At 53.9% G+C, this 25,828-nt stretch carries 16 protein-coding genes, 1 tRNA gene and 1 CRISPR repeat array; of the genes, 11 read left to right on the top strand and 6 right to left on the bottom strand.

Translation table 11 applies throughout. From position 1 onward, the window contains the following. Nucleotides 1-424: 424 nt before the first annotated feature. Nucleotides 425-1,891 carry a leucyl aminopeptidase gene (locus NYR02_RS01470; RefSeq protein WP_260974624.1) on the bottom strand — a complete coding sequence of 489 codons (1,467 nt, stop codon included), beginning with the start codon at nt 1,889-1,891 and terminating at the stop codon, nt 425-427. 120 nt (nt 1,892-2,011) lie between these two features. Here NYR02_RS01470 and lptF point away from each other — a divergent pair, with 120 nt between their 5' ends. Further along, nucleotides 2,012-3,082 (top strand): LPS export ABC transporter permease LptF, encoded by a 1,071-nt coding sequence (gene lptF, locus NYR02_RS01465; RefSeq protein ID WP_260974623.1) that lies wholly within the window; start codon nt 2,012-2,014, stop codon nt 3,080-3,082. Then, entirely contained in the window at nt 3,082-4,146 is a 1,065-nt protein-coding gene (lptG, locus tag NYR02_RS01460) for an LPS export ABC transporter permease LptG (protein WP_260974622.1), read from the top strand. Before lptF ends, lptG begins: the two co-directional genes overlap by 1 nt. 40 nt (nt 4,147-4,186) lie before the next feature. On the opposite strand, the gene NYR02_RS01455 is transcribed toward lptG, so the two are convergent. Next, nucleotides 4,187-4,660, bottom strand: coding sequence for an RDD family protein (locus NYR02_RS01455; RefSeq protein WP_260974621.1), 474 nt, complete (start codon nt 4,658-4,660; stop codon nt 4,187-4,189). Nucleotides 4,661-4,807: 147 nt separating this feature from the next. On the opposite strand from NYR02_RS01455, the gene menA reads away from it, so the two are divergent. Together menA and pdxH are read left to right on the top strand one after the other, a co-directional pair. Further along, a complete protein-coding gene (gene menA, locus NYR02_RS01450) occupies nt 4,808-5,662 on the top strand; it encodes a 1,4-dihydroxy-2-naphthoate octaprenyltransferase (protein ID WP_260974620.1) in 855 nt (284 codons plus the stop codon). Nucleotides 5,663-5,777: 115 nt separating this feature from the next. After that, complete coding sequence (pdxH, locus tag NYR02_RS01445) at nt 5,778-6,416, top strand: pyridoxamine 5'-phosphate oxidase (RefSeq protein ID WP_260974619.1); 639 nt, start codon at nt 5,778-5,780, stop codon at nt 6,414-6,416. A gap of 73 nt (nt 6,417-6,489) precedes the next feature. On the opposite strand, the gene NYR02_RS01440 is transcribed toward pdxH, so the two are convergent. Further along, nucleotides 6,490-7,437 carry a fructosamine kinase family protein gene (locus tag NYR02_RS01440; RefSeq protein WP_260974618.1) on the bottom strand — a complete coding sequence of 316 codons (948 nt, stop codon included), beginning with the start codon at nt 7,435-7,437 and terminating at the stop codon, nt 6,490-6,492. Nucleotides 7,438-7,843: 406 nt separating this feature from the next. Here NYR02_RS01440 and NYR02_RS01435 point away from each other — a divergent pair, with 406 nt between their 5' ends. The 7 genes from NYR02_RS01435 (at nt 7,844) to cas6f (ending at nt 17,769) form a co-directional block, all read left to right on the top strand. After that, nucleotides 7,844-9,094, top strand: coding sequence for an MBL fold metallo-hydrolase (locus NYR02_RS01435; RefSeq protein WP_260974617.1), 1,251 nt, complete (start codon nt 7,844-7,846; stop codon nt 9,092-9,094). A 245-nt stretch (nt 9,095-9,339) separates the two neighbouring features. Continuing rightward, nucleotides 9,340-10,317, top strand: coding sequence for a type I-F CRISPR-associated endonuclease Cas1f (gene cas1f / locus NYR02_RS01430; RefSeq protein ID WP_260974616.1), 978 nt, complete (start codon nt 9,340-9,342; stop codon nt 10,315-10,317). Beyond that, nucleotides 10,314-13,745, top strand: coding sequence for a type I-F CRISPR-associated helicase Cas3f (gene cas3f / locus NYR02_RS01425; protein ID WP_260974615.1), 3,432 nt, complete (start codon nt 10,314-10,316; stop codon nt 13,743-13,745). The genes cas1f and cas3f overlap by 4 nt, the downstream gene beginning before the upstream one ends. Nucleotides 13,746-13,802: 57 nt before the next feature. After that, nucleotides 13,803-15,140: a type I-F CRISPR-associated protein Csy1 gene (gene csy1 / locus NYR02_RS01420; RefSeq protein WP_260974614.1), complete on the top strand. Its 1,338-nt coding sequence runs from the start codon at nt 13,803-13,805 to the stop codon at nt 15,138-15,140. Continuing rightward, nucleotides 15,137-16,153 carry a type I-F CRISPR-associated protein Csy2 gene (gene csy2, locus NYR02_RS01415; protein ID WP_260974613.1) on the top strand — a complete coding sequence of 339 codons (1,017 nt, stop codon included), beginning with the start codon at nt 15,137-15,139 and terminating at the stop codon, nt 16,151-16,153. The genes csy1 and csy2 overlap by 4 nt, the downstream gene beginning before the upstream one ends. A 22-nt stretch (nt 16,154-16,175) precedes the next feature. Then, nucleotides 16,176-17,198, top strand: a complete 1,023-nt coding sequence (csy3, locus tag NYR02_RS01410) for a type I-F CRISPR-associated protein Csy3 (protein ID WP_260974612.1) — start codon at nt 16,176-16,178, stop codon at nt 17,196-17,198. Nucleotides 17,199-17,202: 4 nt separating this feature from the next. Next, nucleotides 17,203-17,769 carry a type I-F CRISPR-associated endoribonuclease Cas6/Csy4 gene (cas6f, locus tag NYR02_RS01405; RefSeq protein WP_260974611.1) on the top strand — a complete coding sequence of 189 codons (567 nt, stop codon included), beginning with the start codon at nt 17,203-17,205 and terminating at the stop codon, nt 17,767-17,769. 130 nt (nt 17,770-17,899) lie between these two features. Further along, nucleotides 17,900-22,672: direct repeats of the CRISPR family, unit length 28 nt; unit sequence GTTCGCTGCCGCACAGGCAGCTCAGAAA. Between the two features lie 213 nt (nt 22,673-22,885). Here cas6f and NYR02_RS01400 read toward each other — a convergent pair. From NYR02_RS01400 to cysD, 3 genes are all read right to left on the bottom strand, one after another. Then, nucleotides 22,886-22,962 (bottom strand) — tRNA-Met (locus NYR02_RS01400). Between the two features lie 325 nt (nt 22,963-23,287). After that, on the bottom strand, nt 23,288-24,901 hold the full coding sequence (cysN, locus tag NYR02_RS01395; protein ID WP_260974610.1) for a sulfate adenylyltransferase subunit CysN: 1,614 nt from the start codon (nt 24,899-24,901) through the stop codon (nt 23,288-23,290). Between the two features lies 1 nt (nt 24,902). Further along, on the bottom strand, nt 24,903-25,811 hold the full coding sequence (gene cysD, locus NYR02_RS01390; protein WP_260974609.1) for a sulfate adenylyltransferase subunit CysD: 909 nt from the start codon (nt 25,809-25,811) through the stop codon (nt 24,903-24,905). Nucleotides 25,812-25,828: the final 17 nt, after the last annotated feature.

The raw sequence follows: 25,828 nt of genomic DNA, 5'->3' as shown, positions 1-25,828 counted from the left end.
GAGAAAGTCAGCGTGAGGGTATGGCTGGCTTGTCGCGGATAAGATCCGCTCCCACAGTGAACAGGCTGCTTTGAAATATGGCTTTGCGTGATGGTTGGGGCGCAGGGCCGATTGTGTGCTCCTGCAAAATCGGCATTTCCGCCATTCATGGCGGTCAGGAGTAAGCGCCCGACCGGCGTGAGGGGTAAGACCCCTCAAAGAGGTCATAGGGCCTGGCTTCAGCCAGAAAAGCCAGCCCGCGCAGCGGCATCAAACCTTTAGACGAGGTCAGAACCAACGAGGCGAACGGCCACAAAATAAACCAGATATCGCGGCTGAAAGCCGCTCCCACAATGCACAGCCTGGAGAGCCACGATGCCACTCCAGGCTATAGGAAAGCAGTGGCCAACACTGGGGCTGGCCGTTTGTTATGCTCTGCTACCGCTTACTTGGCCAGCAAATAATTCACCAATAACGGCACCGGACGTCCGGTCGCGCCCTTGGTTTTACCACCGGTATTCCATGCCGTGCCGGCAATATCGAGGTGCGCCCATGGCGTGCCTTCGGTAAAGCGCGCCAGGAAGCAGGCGGCGGTGGTGGCACCGGCCAGCGGGCCGCCGATATTGGCGATGTCGGCAAAGTTGGAATCCAGCAGTTCCTGATAGTCGTCTTCCAGTGGCAGACGCCATACTTTGTCACCGCTGTGGCTGGCGGCATTCTGCAGTTCACCGGCCAGTACTTCGTCGGTGGTGAATAAACCGGAATTAACGCGACCCAGTGCGGCCATGCAGGCACCGGTTAAGGTGGCGATATCCACGATGGAGGCCGGTTTAAAGTTGTCGATACCGTAGGTCAGGGCATCGCACAGCACCAGTCGGCCTTCGGCGTCGGTGTTGAGAATTTCGATGGTTTTGCCGGACAAACTGGCGACCACGTCACCGGGCTTGCTGGCATGACCGGCGGGCATATTCTCGGCGCTGGTGATCATACCAATCACATTAATCGCCGGTTTTAACGCCAGTAAGGATTTCATAGCGCCCAGTACAGAGGCGGCGCCACACATATCGTATTTCATTTCGTCCATGCCCAGACCCGGCTTGAGGCTGATGCCGCCGGTATCAAAGGTGATGCCTTTACCCAGAATCATATGCGGCGCGGCGTTTTTATCGGCGGCACCGTTGTATTTCATGATGATCATTTTGCCCGGCTCAGACGAACCTTTGGCAACGGAAACAAAGGCACCGGCGCCCATTTCTTCCAGCTGATCTTCATCCAGAATGGTCACCTCAAGTGCGCCACTGGCCGCCAGTTCCTGTGCCTGTTCGGCCAGATAGCTTGGGGTACAGATATTCGGTGGCATATTGCCGAGGGTTTTGGCGTAAGCCACACCCTGAGCGACGGCTTCGCCTTTATTCAGCGCGGCGCTGACATCGCTGCCCAGCCAGATAATGCTGTCGGGCTGGCGAACGTCGTCATCCTGCTTGCTTTTGGTTTCGGTAAAACGGTACAGCGCGTTGCCGAAGGCCATGGCGCTTTGTTCTGCCAGCCATTTTTCGCTCAGGTTATCATTGGCCAGTTCATTCAGGGCCAGCGCGATGCTGCCGGAAAAACCGCTGCTGGCGCTGGCGATGGCGTTCAGCACTTTAACCGCGCTGCTGCGGGTCAGGGCGTCTTTACCGGTGCCAACCAGTAATACGCGGCTGGCCTTTACCCCGGCAACGGCCGGCAGTAACAGGGTCTGGGCCAGTTTGCCGCTGATGTCTTTGTCATCGATGCGGGCCTGAATAAAACCGTTACTGGCATTATTGATGGCAGCGGCGACGTCAGACAGCTTGCCTGACTGGTCGAGAGTGACCACAATACAGCTGGCTTGAACATCGGCGGCAGAATTCGTGGAAATCTGATATTGCATGATGGCTCCTGACGGGAAAAGAAAGGGCAGTAGTGCCTGCCCGTTTGACTCAAAGATGCGTTCAAGTGTACGAAAATCAAGGGCGGAACACAGCCGTTTGTTAGCAATAAGGTAAGTATTTTGATTCTTTTCCGTTATCTGGCCCGGGAACTGGCCGGCTCACTGGTGGCTGTGACCACTGTGCTGCTGATGATCCTGATGAGTGGTCGTCTGATCCAGCAACTGGCCGCCGCCGCCGCCGGTGAGGTGTCGCTGGATATTGTATTTTTTACCCTGTTGCTGCGTTTGCCGTCTTTTCTGGAAATGATTCTGCCTTTGGCGCTGTTTATTTCCATCCTGCTGACCTATGGCCGTCTGTACGCAGAAAGCGAGATGACGGTGCTTACCGCCACCGGTTTTTCGGATAAAAAATTACTCGGTTACACCATGATTCCGGCGCTGTTTCTGACCCTGCTGGTGGCCAGTTTTACCCTGGTGCTGAGCCCCTGGGGCGCGCAGAAAATGGAAAACCTGTATGAAAAACAATCGAAATTAACCGAGTTTGAATTACTGGCACCGGGGCGTTTTCAGAGTACTGCTACAGGCTCCCGCGTTACCTATACCGAAACCTTATCGAATGATAAAACCCAGATGCATCAGGTGTTTATTGCCGATGGCAATACGCTGCTTCTGGCTGAACGCGGCACGCAATATGTGAGTGACGAAACCGGCTCACGTTTTCTCGAATTGCATAAAGGCCGCCGTTACGACCTGACACCGGGCAGTGCTCAGCTGCAGGTGCTGGATTTTGATTTATACGGCGTAAAAATCGCCGACGAGCCGGAAGAACGGCGCAAGCTGCGCAAAGAAGCCGTACCAACGCTGGAACTGATCGGCTCGGCCGAGCCCAAGCATCAGGCGCAACTGCAGTGGCGTATTTCATTAATATTAATGGTGCCGATTGTCACCTTAATTGCTTTCCCGTTATCGAAAGTGAATCCGCGTCAGGGGCGTTTTGCCCGGCTGTTTCCTGCCATTGTGTTGTTTATGGTGTATATCTCATTGCTGATTGCTATGACCGGCATGATTGAAAAACGCACCCTGGACCCGGCGATTGGCCTGTGGAGTCTGCATATTGTTTATCTGCTGATTGCGGCGGGTTTGTTGTTACTGCCGGAGTGGATACGCCGGCGCAAGATTAAGGGCCTGTAATGAATCAGCTGGATTCCTACGTTGCACGTAATGTGTTTATGGCCACGCTGGTGGTCATTATTGTGATTGTTGGCCTGGATGCGATTTTTACCTTAGTAGACGAGCTCGACCAGCTGAAAGGCGATTACCAGTTTGTGCAGGCTCTGGAATTTATGGGCCTGCGCCTGCCACGCCGCGCCTATGAATATATGCCGATGGCGTGTCTGATTGGCTGTCTGGCTGGCCTTGGCAGTATGGCCGCCAACAGCGAATTAACCGTGATGCGGGCGGCGGGTATTTCGGTGGCGCGCATCAGTATTTCGGTACTCAAGCCAATGGCGGTACTGATGATTTTCAGTCTGCTGCTGGCTGAGTTTGCCATTCCGACGCTGGAGCGTATTGCTCAGTCACAAAAAGCGGTCGCGCAGGGCAAAGGTGATGCGTTGTCGAATAAAGGCAAAGGTTACTGGCACCGCGAAGGTTACGACTTTATGCGTTTTACCGCGGTCGAGCCGGGTGGTGTGCTGCACGGTGTGACGCTGTATGAATTTGATGTCGACCGCGAACTGCAGCGTGTGCGCACGGCGCAGCGGGCGATTTATCAGCGCTCGCACTGGCAGATGGAAGATGTGCAGGATGTGTTGCTGTTGGGTGACCATACCGAAGTGCGCAGCTTTCCGACTTCTTCGTGGGATACCGAATTAACACCGGAAAGCCTCAGTGTGGTGATGGTGCAGCCACGGGATATGTCGATCTCCAATCTGTTCAGCTATACCCGTTATCTGAGCAAGCAGGGGCTGAACGCCGACAACTATTTATTATCTTTCTGGCGCAAGGTTACACAGCCTTTAGGAACTTTTGCGCTGGTGATTCTGGGTATTTCTTTTATTTTCGGACCGCTGCGCGCAGTGACACCGGGTTACCGGATTTTCTCCGGCATTCTGGTGGGGCTGGTGTACAAATACGCGGAAGAATTGCTGGCTCCGGCCAGTATTGTGTTCGGCTTTGCGCCCATCTGGGCCAGTATTATTCCGATTGCAGGCTGTTTTTTACTGGGCGTGCTGCTGATGCGTAAGGCGGGGTAAACCCGCCTCAGGCACAGTCAAGGCGGGCGTTGTACGGTGTTTATTGCATGTTTTTCGGGATATAAACCATTCGCGTCAGGGATGCCATATCGTGCCAGCTGCGCTGCTGTTTATCGAACAACGCCCACCAGAAACCAAGGCCGGCAAACAACAGCGAGAAAAATCCCACGCCGCTGCGTAACATGCATTGGCTGAGCTGAATGCCGCGGCCATTGCTGTTTTTGTTGTTATCGTTGTTGTCGTTCAGCAGCTTCAGGCCCCAGGCTTTCATGCCAATGGTCTGACCGCCACGGCGCCAGGAATGGCTGTAATAAAGAAAGCTGATCGTAAACATAACCGACATCGACATGGCCGGGCTGAGACGAACAAACTCCGTACTGCCGATGATTTTAGACACGGCTGTTACCAGAAGGCCGCCGAGCAGAATGTACAGCGCAATCAGAACCAGACCATCGTAGGCCATTGCCGCAAGGCGGCGGGTGAGCGGAGCGGTAGGGTAATTCTGATCAGACATAACAGCACCTGTAACGGTCGGCAAATAACAGGCGCGCATCATAACAAAAGTGCTGCGTTGTGGCTGCCAGATAGACCGGTTGCCGGGTAATAAAGCGTCAGGACCAGCGTGAATCGCGGCCGTCGCTGATTCAGATAAGGACAAGGTGTGAACAAAAAACAGGCGTGGCTGCTGGCCGCACGACCCAAAACCCTGCCCGCAGCGTTAGCGCCGGTATTACTCAGCCAAAGCATGGCGGCGGCGGCCGGTGGTTTTTCCTGGTCACTGGCATTGGTGATTCTGAGCTGTGCTTTGGCCTTGCAGGTGGCCGTTAATATTGCCAACGATCTGTTCGATTTTCAGCGTGGTATTGATGACGGCGTGCGCCTTGGCCCGGCGCGCGCGGCACAGTCGGGTTGGCTCAGCGCGCGCGAATTGCAGGGCGGATTAATCCTGAGTTTATTGCTGGCTGTTGTCAGCGGCGGCTGGTTGGTGCTGCAGGGCGGCTGGCCCTTTGCCTTGCTGGGTCTGGCGTCGGTGTTGGGCGTGCTGGCTTACAGTGCCGGGCCTCTGCCTCTGGCGTCCCATGGTCTGGGGGAGGTTACGGTCTTTCTGTTCTTCGGTTTGCTGGCGGTGTGTGGCAGTTACTATTTGCAGCGCCAGTCTTTGCCCGTTGAGGTTTGGCTGGCCGCTGTGCAGATGGGTCTGCTGACGGCAGCGATTATGTTGGTTAATAATCTGCGTGACCGGGAGAGCGATAAGCTGGCCGGTAAAACTACCCTGGCATTATGGTTGGGCGAGCAGGGAAGTCGTGTGCTGTATGCCGCTCTGATTTTGCTGCCTTTGCTGTTGCTGCCAGCAGGAACGTTAAGTTTTGTCTGGTGTGCGTTACCGGCAGCGCTGTGGCTAGTATTGCGAATCTGGCGGCGTAGCGGAATAAAACTGAACCGGCAGTTGGCGCAGACCGCGCTGTTTTGTCTGTTGTTTGCGTTATTGCGCGCGTTGGATTTTCTCGCCCTTTGACGCATGCTGCAGATTGATGGTGTACGGCAAATCATGCGCGGCAGATCAATATTTACCTGTACGCTAAGCGCTACACTTTTATCATCGTATTAATGAACACAGGCAGGAGAGTTAAATGGTTAATTTAGGTGATATCCGCCGGCAATACACTCAGGGCCGGTTAGACGAACAAACCGCAGCAGCGGACCCTATGACCCAGTTTCATGCCTGGTTTGAGCAATATCGCGGCACCGACCCGCTGGAGCCAACCATTATGACGGTTGCTTCGGTGGATGCCGCAGGCCAGCCCTGGCAGCGTATTTTGCTGCTGAAAGCCTACGACGAAAACGGCTTCGTATTTTTCACCAATTACGACAGCAATAAAGGCCAGCATTTTGCAGAAAACGCCCGTGCCAGCCTGCACTTTTTCTGGATTAATCTGGAGCGTCAGGTGCAGGTGCAGGGAATGGTCGAAAAAATCAGCCGTGCCGAGGCAGAAGCGTATTTTCATTCCCGCCCGCGGGAAAGCCAGCTCGGTGCCTGGGCCTCTGCGCAGAGTCGTCCTCTGGCCGACCGCGCTACACTGGAAGCCCAATTTGCTGAAGTTTCCAAACAGTATGAAGGGCAGGACGTTCCACTGCCGGATTACTGGGGCGGTTATCGGTTAAAACCTGCGCGTATGGAATTCTGGCAGGGTGGTGAGCACCGACTGCACGATCGGCTCGAATATTCGCTGGCTGACCGTGAGTGGAAAAAACAGCGGTTAAATCCATAGCCATTATCTGAATGCAAAAAAGCCCGGATTTTCCGGGCTTTTTACGTTCAGGCTTTACCATCCTGGCTGAGCATCAGAGTTTTGCCATTAAAGATTCGGCCTGAGGAATATAACTGCCACCAAACAGCAAGGCATGATTGAGCAGATGGTAGAGCTGATACACCGGCTTGCGTTGTTCACGATTGTCAGCGGAAGAATTAACGCTTTCATAGCCGTCGTAGAATTTTTTCGGGAAGCGGCCAAATAACTCGGTCATGGCCAGGTCCGTTTCGGCATCGCCATAATAACTGGCGGGGTCGAATAATACCGGGTACGACAAATGTTTATCCGGATTAAAACCAATATTCCCCGACCACAAATCGCCGTGCAGTAATGCTGCCTCAGGCTGATGATTATCTAATATTTCTTTCGCCCGCTGTAATGCACGGTTGCTGTGGGCAAGGCGGATGCCACGGTCCAGTAATTGTGTGAGTAAGGGTTGCAGGCGCTGGCCGATAAAAAAATCGCACCAGTTGGCATTCCAGCGATTATCCTGAGCGGTTTCGCCACACCAGGTCATGCGCTCAAAACCGTAGCCTTTATCGGTTGTATGATGATGCATCTGTGCCAGCTGCTGACCGGCACTGAACCAGTCACCATGCACCGCCAGTGGAATATGCTGCAAAATAAGATAAGACATAGGCTGCATATCCGCACGCTTGAGTGAGCCCAGAGCCAGCGGAGCACAGGCAGCCATGGTCTGTGTTGCCAGCATGCGTAACAGGCATTCCTGTTCGGCGGCAAAGTGCGGCAGATATTCCAGATCCTGACACTTGATAAAAAACGCACCGGCTGCGGTCTGCACACTGAACTGCAATTGGTTTTTATGCTGGTGACGACTGAATCCACGTAAATCGGTTGCCGATGGAAACAGCAGGCGATTATTCACCGCATCGGCCAGAACATCGCGAAGCAATGGCTGAGCTGTGTGGTCGTCATGGTAACCGGATGCGCGCTCATCAAGGGCAAAAGCATGGTTCATAGCACAACACTCTGACGTTAAACAGTCGTACAGTGTATGGCTGCAGAAAATGAAATAATGCTGAGCAGTTAACACTTTCATACCTCAGACTGAGCGCTTTATGGGGCTTTTACCAAGGAATTACGTTCTGGTTACGGAGTGTTAACACAGGGGTGTTTTCCTGCTTCGCAGCCTGTTCGCTCTGCAATTTACGCTTGCAGCGCTGACTGCAATGAATGCCGATTGTTCTATATTCCAGGTTGGTGAAAGATGAGCTGGCCTTTTCCTGGCAACACGCAAAAGAAACCGCACTGGCCGATTAATCCGCTACGACGAACACAGTAGTCGGCAGAAACGGTTTATTAATAACCAGTGGTTACTTAATATTGGCCGCAGTCAAAATGCCCCGAGTGGGCCGGAGAGCCGAATGAAATACCCCATCATCGCTGCGGGTGCCGCCACCGTGCTGATATTACTGGTTGTAATCCCGATGCTGTTGAGCGGTTGTGCCAGCAGCAGGGTCAATGCAAGCGCTCAGGCAGAACGGCTGCAACAGTCGCCGCAATACGATACGGCAGAACAGCAATTTACCAACCCGGTTCCACGCCCTGCGCATGGCTTGAAAGAGGTGGCCGGTATTTTCTGGGAGCTGGCGACCGGCAAGCATCCGCGCTCGGTGCCATCGCAGGCTATTCCGGTGCGCTCTTTTAATGCTGAGGAACTGCAGCAGTTACCAGCCGGTGAGCATCGTGTATACCGCATTGGCCACTCAACCTTACTGCTGGCGCTTAACGGCGAACTCTGGCTGCTGGACCCGGTATTCTCCGAACGTGCCTCTCCGGTGCAATGGGCCGGCCCCAAACGCTTTCATCAGCCGCCTATTGGCCTGGATGAATTGCCGCCACTGACTGGCATTATTATTTCCCATAACCATTATGACCATCTGGATGAAGCCAGCATTCGTGCGCTGGCTGATCGTGCCGAAGGTTTTTATGTACCCCTGGGCCTGGGCCAATATTTGCGGGACTGGGGCGTCAACGAAGAACGCATTCACGAACACGACTGGTGGCAGGAAACTCAGGTTGGTAACACCTTAGTTGCTGCCACTCCGGCGCAGCATTTTTCCGGTCGTGGAGTACTGGATGGTGATGAAACACTGTGGGCATCCTGGGTCATTATCCGCGACGATAAACGCTATTTTTTCAGTGGTGACGGCGGCTATTTTGATGGCTTTAAAACCATAGGCGAACGCTATGGCCCGTTCGATTTAACCATGGTCGAAAACGGTGCTTACAATCCGCGCTGGGCGCATGTGCATATGATGCCGGAGCAAAGTGTACAGGCGCATATCGATTTACGTGGCAAGCAGATGCTGCCCATCCATAACAGCACCTTCGACTTGTCTATTCATGCCTGGTACGACCCGCTGGAGCAGGTACGGCAACAGGCCGAACAACGCAATATTGCGCTGGTTACACCAACCATTGGTGAAGGCGTTATTATCGGCAGCGAACAGCGCTTCAGTTACTGGTGGCAGCCGTTAATTGAGCAGGACGTTGCCGGGTTGGAAAATACAGTGCACGAAATGGAACCGCGTGCGGAAGAGGGTGGCGATAATAAACGGTTGGCGCAGGTGCCGGTTAGGCAGAAGTCGCAGGAGAGTGCGACTGAGCTTTGATTATTCACTCGATATGCGGCGCATTCTCTATGCGCTTTTTATAAACGACTAATACCTATTCGTAATATTCATCAGCTGTGAATCTTCATGGCTGATAGCGCTTATGTGGCGCTGCAAAACATTGATTGATTATAAATAAGTCAGTATCTTCATTCGCACAAAGTCTAATCGCAGCAGGCATCGCTAAGCGATGAATGCTCAAGTGATACAGGGAAGAAAGCCAGCCAGAGGGCCAGCGAACGACTATGGATGATCTATCACCTTCAGACCTGAAAACAATATTACATTCCAAACGAGCCAATATTTATTACCTGCAGTATTGCCGGGTATTGGTGAATGGCGGACGTGTGGAATACGTCACCGATCAGGGAAAAAAATCCCTCTACTGGAATATCCCGATTGCCAATACCACAACCCTGTTGCTTGGCACCGGAACTTCGGTTACCCAGGCGGCGATGCGGGAACTGGCAAAAGCCGGTGTTCTGGTTGGGTTTTGTGGTGGCGGTGGGACGCCACTGTTCAGTGCGAATGAAATGGACATCGAAGTCGCATGGTTTTCCCCTCAGAGTGAATATCGGCCGACAGAATATTTACAGGGCTGGGTGAAATTCTGGTTCGATGATGAGTTGCGTCTGCAGGCGGCAAAAACGCTGCAGCAAGAGCGTTTGGCAAGGCTGAGGCAAGAGTGGAACCGCCGCTCACTGCATGATCAGGGTTTTCGCGTCGATATCGTAAGGCTGAATCAGCTATTAACCGGCAGTGAAGAACGGATTCAGCAGCAGACGGATACAACCGGATTGCTAACCGAAGAAGCCCGCCTGACCAAAGCGCTGTTTAAGCTGGCAGTCGATACGGTGAACTACGGCGATTTTACCCGCGCCAAGCGAGGGACGGGGTCTGATCCGGCGAATCGCTTTCTCGATCACGGCAATTATCTGGCCTATGGCCTCGGCGCTACGGCCACCTGGGTTTTAGGTCTGCCGCACGGACTGGCGGTGCTGCATGGCAAAACCCGGCGTGGCGGTCTGGTATTTGATGCCGCCGATTTAATTAAAGACGCCTGCATTCTGCCGCAGGCATTTCTGTCGGCGATGCGTGGTGACGACGAACAGGCATTTCGCCAGCACTGCATTGAAGCCCTGACACGTAGCGAATCCCTCGACTTTATCATTAATACGTTAAAAAGCGTCGCAACCGATACGGCCGCAAAGGCGGTTTTATGAATGTCCTTCTGGTTTCGCAATGCAATAAAAACGCTTTAAAAGAAAGTCGCCGAATTCTGGATCAATTTGCCGAGCGCAGAGGAGAACGCACCTGGCAGACGGCCATTACGCAGGAGGGCCTGAATACCCTACGCAAACTGCTGCGCAAAACCGCACGCAAAAATACCGCGGTTGCCTGCCACTGGATTCGCGGCAAAGACCACAGCGAACTGATGTGGATTGTCGGCGACGCCAGCCAGTTCAATATGGAAGGCGCGACCCCCACGAATAGCACGGCGCGTAATGTGCTGCGCCACGAAGACGAAAACGATTGGCATACCCTCGAACTTATTCGTGTACTGGCTCAGTTCGCGGGGCTGTTGCACGATTTAGGTAAGGCCAGTATTGCGTTTCAGGAGCGCTTAAAAGGACAGCGTACAGAGAAAAATCTGTACCGCCATGAATGGGTGTCACTGCGCTTATTTCAGGCATTCGTCGGCACCGATACTGACGAACAATGGCTGCAGCGCCTGGCCGATGAAACAACCGACGATCCTGCAATCTGGACCATGCCCGGACGTTACTGGCGTGATGGTCTGGATGCTGCCGATCATCCGCAACCTTTTCGTACTCTCTCTTCCCAGGCCCCGGTCGCCGCCGCTATTGGCTGGTTGATCGTCACCCATCACCGCTTACCACTTAAACCGGCAAAAGATAATGACGGTAAACAACAATGGCTTGGTACCAAAGGACGTGCTCCAGGTCTGCATGAATTACCGGATTTATTATCAAAGGTTGCGCACGACTGGAACGAACAGGCACAGGATGCAGACCAGGCTCTCAAAGAAAAATACTGGAGCTTGCAAGGCGATTTGCCTGTTATGTCTCCGGTCTGGCGCAAGCAAGCGGCGAAGTTAGCAAAACGCTTAATATCGCTGCAACAAACTCACCGGGGAAACTGGCTGGATAATCCGTATGTAATGCATCTGGCGCGGCTTTGTCTGATGCTGGGTGACCATCATTATTCCAGCCTGGGGTTAACCGCCACCGATAAACCGGTTGCCGGACGTGTGCCTTTTTTACAGATCAAGCAAACGCTGGCCGCGAATACCACGCACAATAAACATGGTCGGCCGGTGCTTAACCAATCATTGCTTGAACATTTATTAGGGGTTGCGCAGGGTGCCGCCTCTATCGCTCATGCATTACCCGGATTTGAGCGCTATTTACCGCGTTTAGCCAATCATCGTGGCTTAAGAAAACGCAGTGGTAACCCACGTTTCTCCTGGCAGGATAAAGCCTTTGATGCCGCCACGGCCATCCGCGAAAGCGCCCGGCAACAAGGCGCTTTTATTATTAATATGGCGTCAACCGGTTGCGGTAAAACACTGGCCAATGCCCGCATTCTTTATGCTCTTGCCAGTCCGCAGCAGGGCATGCGCGCAACCTATGCGCTTGGCCTGCGCACACTGACCTTGCAGACCGGGCGCAGCTACCGCAAAGACCTGCACCTGAATGACGATGAACTGGCCATTCAGGTTGGCGGTTCGTCCAGCCGGGCATTATTTGAGTATTACGAACAGCGGGCGGAGCAAAGCGGCTCAGCTTCAGTGCAGGAGCTGCTCGAAGAAGACAGCCATGTGCTGTACGAAGGCAATAGTGCCGATCATCCGTTGCTGGCCAAAGCGTTAGCCAATGCCGATATCCGCAAACTGCTGTCGGCTCCTATGCTGGTTTGTACTGTTGATCATCTGGTTCCGGCTACCGAATCACAGCGCGCTGGCCGACAAATTGCCCCGATGCTGCGCTTAATGAGCAGCGACCTGATTCTGGATGAGCTCGACGACTACGACCTGAACGATCTGCCAGCGCTGACCCGGTTAGTGTATTGGGCCGGATTGCTGGGCAGCCGCGTTATCTTATCCTCGGCCACCTTACCGCCCGCGTTAGTTGCGGGTATGTTTATGGCCTATCGCCAGGGACGCCAGCATTATCTTAACAATCGCGGTGCCGATGGCGGTGAGACGAACTCGATGGCGGATATTCCATGTCTTTGGGTTGATGAATTTGGTGTGCAGAGCACAACGGTTAAAACAGCTGAATTGTTTGAGCAGCAACACCAACAATTTATTGGTCAACGTGTTGCGCAATTAGCGAAAGAAAAGCCATGCCGTCAGGCAGAAATTTTGCCGCTGGACATCACCACCCGGCAGCCCAATGAGGTCTACTCTGAGCTGGCCCGCATCCTTCGTGATGGCTGCATCCGCTTACATCACCATCATTCTGAGATCGACCCTGTCAGCGCTAAACAGGTGAGCTTTGGCATGGTGCGGATGGCCAATATCGAAGCGCTGACTCAGGTGGCCAGAGCGCTTTACGCTTTGGGCGCCGCTGATGATGTTCACATTCACCTGTGCGTCTACCACTCACGTTTTCCACTGGTGCAGCGCTCAGCCATCGAGAACCTGCTGGATAGCGCCTTTAACCGCCGGGGTGATGGCGGCCAGGTGGTGTATCAACAACCCCAGATACGCCATGCGCTGGATACTACAACCGCCTCGCAGCAGTTGTTTGTGGTGCTGGCCTCACCGGTGTGTGAAGTCGGGCGCGATTGGGACGCCGACTGGGCCATCGCCGAGCCATCGTCCATGCGCTCGTTCATTCAGTTGGCTGGTCGCGTACAGCGTCACCGTCGCAAAACACCGCAACACGCCAATATGTTGCTGCTGGATGCGCCGGTTAAATACTTTACCAACGTGAACAACGATGACGGTATTTATCAGCGGCCCGGTTTTGAAAAAGGCCCAGCAGGAACGCAGTTCCGCTTAACCAGCCCCTGGTTGCACGATCTGCTGCAGACCGATGAGTACCAGTGCCTCAACGCCGTACCGCGTATTCTCCCGCGCAATGCTGAAGAGCAAAAACCGCAGACTAGTCTGGTTGATCTGGAACAGGCGCGCATCGCCGCCAGCATGTACCCACGGCCAAAACCGGCCAACGTTTCGCGGCGTAATACTCAGGTTCAGTGGTTGGAGCAAGATGAAGCCGCACCGGGCTGGCGGCATCCGCACAACCTGCTGACCGGCGTATTAGCGCAGTATCAGCCGTTCCGTGATTCCGCAGGCAGCCAAACCCTCACGTTAGTGTTCCGCCCTGACGACGATGAAGAACAACTGCGACTGCATCGGGTGGAAGCTAACCGATCAGCACGTGGGCAAAACCTGTATATACCGGTAGACCACAGCCAGCGACACACCCTGTTGCTGCAACCAGCAACCGGCATCAGCGTCTGGGGTGATTTTGATTTAATGACCTTAGTGCGTGAACAGGCCGAAGCGCTGGATATGTCGCTTGAGCGTTGTGCAGAAAAAATGACAACGGTTGAAGTGTTGGATAATTCACAGGGGTGGAATTGGCACCCGTGGCTTGGGTTTATGAAGCGACAATAAAAAGGATGATGAACATGGAAAAATCAGCAAAGGAAACGGAGCAATGAGGAAAAAGGAATGACAACATTAACCGCAAGAGCGAGCGCCTTTCGTTCGGCCATTACCACGTTTATTGACGAACGGCGGGATGCCAAGCTGAAAGGCAACAATACCGATATTGAGACGACGGCTAAATATGAATACACGACCTGGCTGGCTGATGCCGCCCGTCGAGTCAATCAAATTCAGGCTGTGACCCACGTACTCAAAGCCACCCACCCGGATGCCAGAGGCAGCAGCCTGCATCTGACGCCCAATAATCTCCCTCAACATCATGAAATCGGCAGTCACCTGTTAGGTGATGCGTTTGCCGAAGATATTGTTGGCAATGCCGCCGCACTGGATGTTTTCAAATTTCTGAAAACCGAAGTAGAAGGAAAGCGTCTGTTTGACTGGATGCAGGCATCGGATTCTGACTTACAGGCCGCATTGTCAGAAGATGCAGAAACTGCCCAGGAATGGATGCACGCTTTTTCGTCATTAATCCGCGCAGAAACACAACCAACATCACACGTAGTCGCCAAACAGCTCTACTGGCTGGTGGGTGAAGAACCCTCCGATAATGCAGACTATCAACTGTTGCAGCCGTTATTTTCCAGCGCACTGACGCATACAGTACATGCCGATATTCAGGCAGTACGCTTTGGTGAAGAAAACAAACTGGCCCGCCAGGCCCGCCGGGAAAACAGCGCTTACGACGGCAGTTATCACGATTACCGTGGGCTGGTCGTGCGTAAACTGGGGGGCACCAAACCGCAGAATATTTCGCAGCTGAACAGCGAACGGGGTGGGGTTAATTACCTGTTAGCGTCCCTGCCACCACACTGGAATGCTTCAGACCGGATTAAGGTACTTAAAGTCGATTCTGTCTTTCATTCTTTTTATTTCTTTGATGATGTTGCTGAGCTGCTGAAATCGCTGAGCCGTTTACTGCAATCGGACCCGGAGGCTATTAAAGCAACCCGTGAAAAGCGCGAGGCTCTGGAGCAGGCTTTGGGTCAGCAACTGGCGCTGTTTGGCGAGAGTATTCGCTTTGGCCAGGAGCCGGGCTGGAGCCGTCACACCGATTGCAAGTTACCGCAATGTCAGCGGCTTTGGCTCGACCCCGAACGCATTGAATTACCGCTGCGGCAAGATCATCAAGCCAAAGACGAACAATTTAATGCGGATTATCAGTGGGGCGACTGGCCCGATGAGGTTGCCGGTTATTTTGCCAACTGGTTAAACACGCAGCTGCACAAAGCCGGATTAAAAACCGTCGGCGATGTGGAATACAAACACTGGGCAAAACAAGCGGTTATCGAAGCCCATTGGCCGGTGCCGCAGCAACGCCGTGCGCCAGGAGGTGCGGTATGAGCCTGCCGGCGATTTCTCATGTATTGGTCATTCCCCGTTTACGGGTACAAAACGCCAACGCCATTTCCAGCCCGTTAACCCACGGCTTCCCATCGATGACGGCCTTCCTCGGCCTGATGTGGGCACTGGAGCGACAATTAAAACAGGCCGGGTTAGATTTACCCCTGAATGCCGTGGGGGTGGTGTGCCACGATCATCAGGAACTGGTCACCGACGATGGCTTTGTAAAATCTTTCCGCCTTACCCGTAACCCCATCGATAAAAGCGGAAAAACCGCCGCCATTGTTGAAGAAGGCCGTATTCACCTGGAGATCAGCCTGGTATTTGGCGTCAATATTGGTACGGACGAATGGCGCGAAGAATACCCGGCTCAGGTAGCGGAAATTCTTAATCGCATGCGCATTGCCGGAGGCACCATTCATCCACAGGCCAAGCCCTGGTTACGTCGTTATCAGCCCTTTGCTGAACCTAACAGCGACTCTGAGGTGATGAAAAAAATAAGCCGTCAATTATTACCCGGTTTCACCCTGGTCGCCCGTGACGATTTGCTCGATCAGCGTTTACAGGCACTTAAAAACACGCAGCCGGATGCGACCCGACTGGATGCCTGGTTATCGCTGTCGCGCATTAATTGGCACTACCAACCGGCGAGCGACAATACGGCAGAAGAAACAGCTGAAGAGGTAATGCAAGAAACAACAGAAGGAAAAACAAAAAAGACCGCAGAAAAAACACAAGGCGAATGGCAGCACGACCGAACAGGGCAGGGCTGGATCGTACCCATTCCGGTGGGTTACGGCGCACTGGGTGACGTACACCCGGCTGGAGCCGTGGCCAATAGCCGTGATCCGCAGACACCATTTCGCTTTGTTGAAAGCCTGTTTTCTATCGGGCAATGGCTTGCACCGCATCGCCTGAATTCGATTGAGCAACTGCTCTGGTACGTCGACAGCCAGCCGGAAAACGGCTTATACCGCTGCCGCAATAACTTCATTAAACCCCATAACGATTAAGTGACGTAACAAGGAATACATTATGACTAATGAACTTAAAACCGCTTCCGTATTAGCATTTGAACGCAAACTGGACGTGTCCGATGCGCTGTTATTTTCCGGCGAGTGGGATAACCGCCACGATAATCACTGGCAGCCCGTATCCATCCGTGAAAAATCGGTGCGCGGTACGATCTCTAATCGTCTGAAAACCAAAGATCAGGACCCGGCTAAGCTGGATGCTGCGATTGAAAACCCTAATCTGCAAACCGTCGATGTTGCCGCATTACCCGCCGATGCCGACACCCTGAAAGTACAATTTACCCTGCGCGTACTCAGTGGGGTAGGTGAACCATCTGCCTGTAATGAATCGGCCTACCGCGAAAAATTACTGGCCACCGTTGCCGGTTATATTCAGAACGCAGGCCTGGGTGAACTGGCCCAGCGTTACGCGGCCAACCTGGCCAATGGTCGCTTTTTATGGCGCAACCGTATTGGCGCAGAACAGGTGGAAGTAACCGTTGCCCGCCTGCAAGGTGGCCGCGCCGTATCAGAATGGTGCTTTGATGCGTTAACGCATTCCATGACGGAACTGAAAGCGCCAGCCGCAGACGCCGGAAAACTATCCGAACTCGCCGCATTAATGGAAGCCGGATTAGCCGGCAAAGAACATGTGCTGCTGCAAATTACCGCCTTTGTACGACTTGGCGAAGGGCAGGAAGTATTTCCATCGCAGGAATTAATTCTGGATAAATCCAACAGCAAAAAAAGTAAAACCCTTTACCACGTTGCGGATGTTGCCGCCATGCATTCACAAAAAATCGGTAATGCACTGCGCACCATCGACACCTGGTACCCGGATGCGCAAAGCAATGGCCCAATTGCCGTAGAACCTTATGGTTCTGTTACCACCCAGGGTAAAGCGTATCGTCAGCCAAAAGAAAAAATGGATTTTTACAACCTGCTGGATGGTTGGGTACTGAAAGACAAAGTACCGGAACAGAATCAACAACACTTCGTGATCGCCACCTTAATCCGTGGCGGTGTATTTGGTGATGCAGGGTGAGGCCATGACAACACACTACCTTGAACTGAACGTGCAGCCCGACCCGGAAACCAGTGCCGCCCAGTTACTGGGCGCGCTCTATGGCCGCCTGCACATAGCGCTGGTACAACAACAGCGCAGTGATATTGGCATCAGCTTTCCGCACTACAGCCTTAACCCTCGTGGCGTCGGGAATGTATTACGCCTGCACAGCAGCGAAAGCACCTTGCGCAGCCTGATGCAGGAAGACTGGCTGAAAGGCATGCGTGACCATGTACGCATGACCGACATCAAACCCGTGCCAGAGCATGCCCAGCACTGCACGTTCCGGCGTAAACAATTTAAAACCAACGCCGAGCGGATGCGCAGACGCCGCATGAAACGCAAAGGAGAAACAGCCGGGCAGGCAACAGAAGCGATTCCGGCAACCATAGAACGCAAACCTAACCTGCCCTATGTACATCTGCGCAGCCACAGCACCGCCCAACCGTTTTGCCTGTTTATCGAAAGAAGTACATTGCAGGAGAAGCAAGAAGGTGGCGAGTTTAATCGTTACGGATTAAGCCCGGATGCGACCGTCCCGTGGTTTTGACCCTTTTTTAAGGTGATGCACTAACCGCCTTAAAAATCAAAGAGTTAGCCTGCTTCATTATAAAAAGGGTGAAGCAGGCTTTTTCTCTGAAGTTCTTTAATAATCAAGCGATTAGATAGAAAATGCTCTAGTTCGCTGCCGCACAGGCAGCTCAGAAAATCATGACGTATTTTTCTTCTGCGCTGGTTGTTGTTCGCTGCCGCACAGGCAGCTCAGAAATTACAAAAAGGAAAGGTGTCAGTCAACACAATGTTCGCTGCCGCACAGGCAGCTCAGAAATTCTGAACCCCGAACACCAGACGAATCAGACTGTTCGCTGCCGCACAGGCAGCTCAGAAATTGTTACCAGAGCAAGAAATCCCAGACGGCTAGTTCGCTGCCGCACAGGCAGCTCAGAAAACTGTCCTGACGGCGATGTGTTTCGGCCAGAAGTTCGCTGCCGCACAGGCAGCTCAGAAAATATCACCGTGTGTTTGTTCGTGGCCGGTCAAAGTTCGCTGCCGCACAGGCAGCTCAGAAAAAAGAGATCATGGCAAGTCTTCCTCCGTCTTTGTTCGCTGCCGCACAGGCAGCTCAGAAAACGCTGAGAATCCAGAAACGATGTAAGGCTCCGTTCGCTGCCGCACAGGCAGCTCAGAAATGATGGACTTACCAGCGACGGCGCAACGCTTGGTTCGCTGCCGCACAGGCAGCTCAGAAATTTGCGATCCCGTACACGGTCGGATAAGAAAGGTTCGCTGCCGCACAGGCAGCTCAGAAACGACATGATACGCGCCGCCATCGCCAAAGCCACGTTCGCTGCCGCACAGGCAGCTCAGAAATGAGAGGGGAGGCAAAAAATGGCGGTAATTGAGTTCGCTGCCGCACAGGCAGCTCAGAAAATCGCCATCAGCAAGTGATGACCACGCTGAGAGTTCGCTGCCGCACAGGCAGCTCAGAAAAATACCCCCTAACAGTCTCGGCGCTACGCTCCGTTCGCTGCCGCACAGGCAGCTCAGAAAAGCGCAATGGTCGCGATACCCACAATCAGCACGTTCGCTGCCGCACAGGCAGCTCAGAAATTGTTTACGCTGCGGCCCATACACCCTCCCCAGTTCGCTGCCGCACAGGCAGCTCAGAAAGGCAGAGCGTCGGGGCCGTAGGGCAATTGTTCGTTCGCTGCCGCACAGGCAGCTCAGAAAATTGGCAAAGCGCAGTGGATTATCACGCATTAGTTCGCTGCCGCACAGGCAGCTCAGAAAACCATCCACACGAATTGCAATGAGTTTATGAGGTTCGCTGCCGCACAGGCAGCTCAGAAATGAAGGCGTTCAACCTCAAGCGCAGATTTTCTGTTCGCTGCCGCACAGGCAGCTCAGAAAACGCACGGAACGCCACCCTTAACCTGAGAGGCGTTCGCTGCCGCACAGGCAGCTCAGAAAAAAGCATTTATGGCGTTCCGGATTGGATTGGCGTTCGCTGCCGCACAGGCAGCTCAGAAATTCCAATACGAAGACGCGCACCGAGTGGGAGCGTTCGCTGCCGCACAGGCAGCTCAGAAAGGTAAAGTGCGTGAGGCGCGGCTCCTTGCGACGTTCGCTGCCGCACAGGCAGCTCAGAAAATATTGTTTGAGCGCCACGTTATGCGCCGCCGGTTCGCTGCCGCACAGGCAGCTCAGAAAGAACCTTACCCACGGATTACTCATGTGGTTTCGTTCGCTGCCGCACAGGCAGCTCAGAAACCTGTAATTAGCTCTTAACCAAAACCCACGCCGTTCGCTGCCGCACAGGCAGCTCAGAAATGAATGTCCCCGCGCTGACGCTGAATTTCCTGGTTCGCTGCCGCACAGGCAGCTCAGAAAAGTGTGTGCATATTTCGGAGTATGGCCCGCTCGTTCGCTGCCGCACAGGCAGCTCAGAAACTGAAGAGTTCGTGAGCCGCGCCGTTTTTGAGGTTCGCTGCCGCACAGGCAGCTCAGAAAGAACTGAATCACTGCCAGTCCGCCGCGTCTAAAGTTCGCTGCCGCACAGGCAGCTCAGAAAATCCCTGGCTTTTCGCTGCAGCGGTACAGGCAGTTCGCTGCCGCACAGGCAGCTCAGAAATAGATCGCATGAAAGAGATTTCTGATGGGTCAGTTCGCTGCCGCACAGGCAGCTCAGAAAATGAAAACAAAGCAACGTCGTAAAACGATGCTGTTCGCTGCCGCACAGGCAGCTCAGAAATGTTCGGCAGTGAAGGTCTAACTTCGTAGCACGTTCGCTGCCGCACAGGCAGCTCAGAAATGGTGAAATTCACATGGGGCTGCAGTACGACAGTTCGCTGCCGCACAGGCAGCTCAGAAAAACAGCAGTCACGAAGAGCGCACCGAGGGCTGGTTCGCTGCCGCACAGGCAGCTCAGAAAAGAGAATCTGCCAGTCTTACTAACTGCTCGCCGTTCGCTGCCGCACAGGCAGCTCAGAAAATCCTGAGTCCCATCACCCGCCACTTTAACGTGTTCGCTGCCGCACAGGCAGCTCAGAAAGTTTACAGTGACTAGTGAAAACTCAGCCTACCGTTCGCTGCCGCACAGGCAGCTCAGAAAGCCATGGCGCGGTAATTATCCATGTGGGCATAGTTCGCTGCCGCACAGGCAGCTCAGAAAGCAATGTAAACAGTCCAAGGCCAGCGGATGCCGTTCGCTGCCGCACAGGCAGCTCAGAAAGGTGACACTATGATCGAAGACATCCTTGACCTGTTCGCTGCCGCACAGGCAGCTCAGAAATAATCATGATTCACGCCCACCGGCTGCAATGCGTTCGCTGCCGCACAGGCAGCTCAGAAAAACTCCACCGGCTGCGATAACTCCACATAATCGTTCGCTGCCGCACAGGCAGCTCAGAAAATAAGACTTACCATGACCAGGCAGCCCCACATGTTCGCTGCCGCACAGGCAGCTCAGAAATGAAGGGTTTCAGCCGCGACGGCATTGTTGGCGTTCGCTGCCGCACAGGCAGCTCAGAAAAAGAGCTGCGGCAAGTGGAACAACCGGCAGAAGTTCGCTGCCGCACAGGCAGCTCAGAAATCTGAAATGAAATATCTGTTTTTATTGCTCGCGTTCGCTGCCGCACAGGCAGCTCAGAAATTGTGCTTGCCGTTGCCGGCGGCGTAGCAACCGTTCGCTGCCGCACAGGCAGCTCAGAAACAACAGACCCTGTTGGTTCGCGGGTTATGAGCGTTCGCTGCCGCACAGGCAGCTCAGAAACAGGTGCTGCGCCATGTGATGGGCGGTGCTGAGTTCGCTGCCGCACAGGCAGCTCAGAAAACGGGCAGCAGCGTATTCAAGGCTCATCAGGCGTTCGCTGCCGCACAGGCAGCTCAGAAAATGGCAGATGCGGCCGCCTGCTGTTCCGCCATGTTCGCTGCCGCACAGGCAGCTCAGAAATTTGAGCGGTAACGAGCGCTGGCAATCCCAGCGTTCGCTGCCGCACAGGCAGCTCAGAAAACATTGGGCATTGACGATAGCTTAGCGAATTCGTTCGCTGCCGCACAGGCAGCTCAGAAAATGCCACGGCGGCGCTGATTACCGGTACTGGCGTTCGCTGCCGCACAGGCAGCTCAGAAAATCACAACCACAGACCACCACGCACTTGTGAGGTTCGCTGCCGCACAGGCAGCTCAGAAATTAATGTTCGGGCGGCACTGCGTGGGTATCGCGTTCGCTGCCGCACAGGCAGCTCAGAAAGCATAAATACGCTGCTGGCCGCAATAGCGGCCGTTCGCTGCCGCACAGGCAGCTCAGAAATTTTTACGGATGCCGCGTTCTGAGCTTGGCAGGTTCGCTGCCGCACAGGCAGCTCAGAAACAGGGCATCTGCATTGCTGCGTGATAACAATCGTTCGCTGCCGCACAGGCAGCTCAGAAAAGACCCATGTGCGGATTCTGGCTGAGGTGGTGGTTCGCTGCCGCACAGGCAGCTCAGAAATCTTTGATTGCCCGGTATGCGCCCTTGGTGCATGTTCGCTGCCGCACAGGCAGCTCAGAAATCTACAGCCCGCATAAATCCTGATTTCTAAAAGTTCGCTGCCGCACAGGCAGCTCAGAAACGGTTGATTTCGCTACACTGGAAACTGCGAAGGTTCGCTGCCGCACAGGCAGCTCAGAAAAGAACGATAAGCGCGTTTCGCAAGTATGGACGGTTCGCTGCCGCACAGGCAGCTCAGAAAACGGAGTAAGTGATATGAAAAAGCGCTTTAAAGTTCGCTGCCGCACAGGCAGCTCAGAAATGGCAAAAATGCACCCGCCACAATCATGCAATGTTCGCTGCCGCACAGGCAGCTCAGAAAAGTTTGAGTGTGCGAAGTGCGCAGAATGGAGTGTTCGCTGCCGCACAGGCAGCTCAGAAAATTATCATCCTCGTTACCTTGAAAGAAAAGCTGTTCGCTGCCGCACAGGCAGCTCAGAAAACAGATAATGATCTCCCTTCTACCTTCCCCCCGTTCGCTGCCGCACAGGCAGCTCAGAAAAGCGAGTCGTACAGCTCGTCGGTGTGTTTATTGTTCGCTGCCGCACAGGCAGCTCAGAAAGCCACGCGTTTACCGCGGCAAATCCGCTTACGGTTCGCTGCCGCACAGGCAGCTCAGAAAACCATGGGGGACCCAAAAAATCTGTACGCAGAGTTCGCTGCCGCACAGGCAGCTCAGAAAACAATGACGGCGGCAAAAGCGGCACAAGCCGCGTTCGCTGCCGCACAGGCAGCTCAGAAATTAACAAAGCGATCGAAGCGGAGTTTGCCGGAGTTCGCTGCCGCACAGGCAGCTCAGAAAATTGCAGCGTTTGAGCCGGCGTCTGTCGTTATGTTCGCTGCCGCACAGGCAGCTCAGAAATCAGATAGCTCTCTTCACTTTTCAGCCGACGGGTTCGCTGCCGCACAGGCAGCTGAGAAAAATAACCCTTCGACAGGCTCAGGGCGAACGGCGTCTTTTCGGTGGCAGCTGAAAAAATAACCCTTCGACAAGCTCAGGGCGAAGGGTAGTCAGATGACGTGCTGTTAGTTAAAAAAGCATTTAAGTAAAAAGGGGGGCTGTCGGAGGCGGGAAATTATTGCTTAAACGAAAAAGCCCGCGAGTATTTGCATACTTCGCGGGCTTTAGAATTCGTGGTAGCTATGACTGGACTTGAACCAGTGACCCCAGCATTATGAATGCTGTGCTCTAACCAGCTGAGCTACATAGCCACATTGTTACCTGAAAGAAGTTACCAGTGCTTGCCGCATTGCTCCGTTCAAGTGGCGCGTATTATGCCAGCATTCTTTTACCTGTCAAACATTTTTTTCTGAGATTTTTCAAAGAGTTACTAATCTGCGCGAAAGCCCGCGCTGTGGCCTTGTGTTGCAGTGTTCGCCGCAGACCGTCGCGCTCAGTGTGGTGTGCCGATGATGGCAGCAGTGAAGCGGATATTGTCTGGTGGCCAGGTTGGCAGCAGCTACTCGCAGCCGATAAAAAAAGCCCCGCCGTTTCCGGTGGGGCTTTTTTGTCAGCGTTTCAGCCTGCGGGCAGGGGTCAGATAACCCCTTGTTCCTGCAGGTCGGCGATCAGGGAGTCGAGGCTTTCCTGATCGGCGGCGAGGCTGATGTCGGCGCCATCGGCACCGCCGGCTACCAGAACCACCAGACCCGCGTCTTTCAGAAGCTGGGCGTGTTCGTTGCTGGCAATGGCTGCTACGCGTCCCATTTCAAACAGACGGCGGTCGAGGCCCTGAACCACTTGCTCAGCATTCACGGCGTTAACGGCGATGATGGCTGGCTTCTGGTTAAAGCGACGGGCTTTTTCCGCAGCGGTTACCGGGGTGTTGTCGTCGGAGGCGCTGGCTGCGCCGACGATCATGCCGGCACCAATGGTGACGTTGCTCAGGCGGTCGATGATGATGAATGCGCCGGTACCCGGAATTCTGCTATAGCAGTCAAAAGGTACGGCTTTATCCAGCGAGACTTCCACCAGGGCGATTTCGTTCAGGTTTACCTGATCAGCCAGGCTCTGTTCCAGCGTGTTGACGTCCACCAGATGGTGAATCTTGCTGACGGTACCGGCGGTTGAGCTGGAGGCGAATTTCAGGTCGTAGGGTTTTCCCGGAACCAGTGGGTTTTCGGTCATCCATACGATGTCGGCGTTGAGTTTTTTACCCACGGTTGGCAGGTCGTTGAGCTTAACGATAACGTCGCCACGGCTGATGTCGATTTCGTCTTCCAGGGTCAGGGTAACGGCCTGACCGGCGAAGGCTTCTTCGAGGTTGCCGTCGAAGGTCACGATGCTTTCAACCTTGCTGGTTTTCTGTGATGGCAGCGCCATGATGGTATCGCCGGGTTTGACGATGCCGGAGGCGATGGTGCCGCAGAAACCACGGAAGTCGAGGTTCGGACGGTTAACGTACTGTACTGGCAAGCGGAAGTTTTCCAGGTTTTTGTCCTTGGCAATTTCCACGCTTTCGAGAATTTCCATCAGCGTCTGGCCGGTATACCAGGCGGCGCGCGTGCTGCGCTCGACCACGTTGTCGCCGTCGAGGGCGGACATCGGTACAAAGTGAATGGCGCTCAGTTCCAGATTCAGGTTTTTGGCGAAGTCGAGGTAGTCTTCGCGGATCTGGTTAAAGCGCTCTTCGCTGAAGTCGAGCAGGTCCATTTTGTTAACCGCAACGACCAGGTGCTTAATACCCAGCAATGAGGCGATAAAGCTGTGGCGTTTGGTTTGGGTCTGCACGCCATAACGGGCGTCGATCAGAATAATCGCCAGGTCGCAGGTGGAGGCACCGGTGGCCATGTTGCGGGTGTACTGTTCGTGCCCTGGTGTGTCGGCAATGATGAATTTGCGCTTGGCGGTACTGAAGTAGCGGTAGGCTACGTCAATGGTGATGCCTTGCTCGCGCTCTGCCTGTAAGCCATCGACCAATAAGGCGAGATCGGGGCGGTCGCCGGTGGTGCCGACTTTGCCGCTGTCTTTGGTGACGGATGCCAGTTGATCTTCGTAGATCATTTTGGAATCAAACAGCAGACGACCGATGAGGGTCGATTTGCCATCGTCAACGTTGCCGCAGGTTAAAAAGCGCAGCAGTTCTTTGTTTTCGTGCTGCTTCAGGTACTCAAGAATATCGGCAGCGATCAGATCGGATTGGTGTGACATATCAGAAGTACCCCTCTTGCTTTTTCTTCTCCATCGAACCCGATGAATCGTGGTCGATAGCACGGCCCTGACGCTCAGATGTCGTGGTCAGCAGCATTTCCTGAATAATTTCCGGCAGGGTTTCTGCCTCAGATTCGACCGCACCGGTCAGCGGATAGCAGCCCAGGGTGCGGAAGCGTACGGATTTCATTTCCGGTACTTCGTCTTCTTTTAAAGGCATGCGCTCGTCGTCGACCATAATCAGCATGCCGTCACGCTCAACCACCGGACGCTTGGCGGAATAGTACAGCGGTACGATGTTGATGTTTTCGAGGTAGATGTATTGCCAGATATCCAGCTCGGTCCAGTTCGACAGTGGGAAAACGCGGATGCTTTCGCCTTTGTTTACTTTGCCGTTGTAGATATTCCACAATTCCGGACGCTGGTTTTTCGGGTCCCAGCGGTGCTTGCTGTCACGGAAAGAATAGACACGCTCTTTGGCGCGGGATTTTTCTTCGTCGCGGCGCGCACCACCAAAGGCGGCGTCAAAACCGTACTTGTCCAGCGCCTGCTTCAGGCCCTGGGTTTTCATGATATCGGTGTGCTTGGATGAGCCGTGGGTGAACGGGCCAACGCCTTGCTCTACACCTTCCTGATTGATGTGTACGATCAGATCCATGCCCACTTCTTTGGCCATTTTGTCGCGGAACTCAATCATTTCTTTGAATTTCCACGTGGTATCCACGTGCAGCAGCGGAAATGGCGGTTTGCCCGGATAAAAGGCTTTACGGGCCAGATGCAGCATCACAGCAGAATCTTTGCCGATGGAGTACATCATCACCGGATTGTCGAATTCAGCGGCGACTTCGCGGATGATATGAATACTCTCCGCTTCCAGCTGCTTTAAGTGCGTCAGGTTGTAGTCAGTCATTTTGGTCTGATGGCTCC

The organism is Thalassolituus pacificus (assembly GCF_025318105.1).
GTDB classification, from domain to species: Bacteria; Pseudomonadota; Gammaproteobacteria; order Pseudomonadales; family Oceanobacteraceae; genus Venatoribacter; species Venatoribacter pacificus.
This window is presented reverse-complemented; position numbering and strand designations above follow the sequence as displayed.

Excerpts from the sequence above, each read along its gene's own strand:
- NYR02_RS01455 (WP_260974621.1), bottom strand. The coding sequence starts at position 4,660 with ATGTCTGATCAGAATTACCCTACCGCTCCGCTCACCCGCCGCCTTGCG.
- NYR02_RS01440 (WP_260974618.1), bottom strand. The coding sequence starts at position 7,437 with ATGAACCATGCTTTTGCCCTTGATGAGCGCGCATCCGGTTACCATGAC.
- NYR02_RS01435 (WP_260974617.1), top strand. The coding sequence starts at position 7,844 with ATGAAATACCCCATCATCGCTGCGGGTGCCGCCACCGTGCTGATATTA.
- csy1 (WP_260974614.1), top strand. The coding sequence starts at position 13,803 with ATGACAACATTAACCGCAAGAGCGAGCGCCTTTCGTTCGGCCATTACC.
- cas6f (WP_260974611.1), top strand. The coding sequence starts at position 17,203 with ATGACAACACACTACCTTGAACTGAACGTGCAGCCCGACCCGGAAACC.
- NYR02_RS01470 (WP_260974624.1), bottom strand. The coding sequence starts at position 1,891 with ATGCAATATCAGATTTCCACGAATTCTGCCGCCGATGTTCAAGCCAGC.
- csy2 (WP_260974613.1), top strand. The coding sequence starts at position 15,137 with ATGAGCCTGCCGGCGATTTCTCATGTATTGGTCATTCCCCGTTTACGG.
- cysD (WP_260974609.1), bottom strand. The coding sequence starts at position 25,811 with ATGACTGACTACAACCTGACGCACTTAAAGCAGCTGGAAGCGGAGAGT.
- cas3f (WP_260974615.1), top strand. The coding sequence starts at position 10,314 with ATGAATGTCCTTCTGGTTTCGCAATGCAATAAAAACGCTTTAAAAGAA.
- cysN (WP_260974610.1), bottom strand. The coding sequence starts at position 24,901 with ATGTCACACCAATCCGATCTGATCGCTGCCGATATTCTTGAGTACCTG.
- csy3 (WP_260974612.1), top strand. The coding sequence starts at position 16,176 with ATGACTAATGAACTTAAAACCGCTTCCGTATTAGCATTTGAACGCAAA.
- lptG (WP_260974622.1), top strand. The coding sequence starts at position 3,082 with ATGAATCAGCTGGATTCCTACGTTGCACGTAATGTGTTTATGGCCACG.
- pdxH (WP_260974619.1), top strand. The coding sequence starts at position 5,778 with ATGGTTAATTTAGGTGATATCCGCCGGCAATACACTCAGGGCCGGTTA.
- cas1f (WP_260974616.1), top strand. The coding sequence starts at position 9,340 with ATGGATGATCTATCACCTTCAGACCTGAAAACAATATTACATTCCAAA.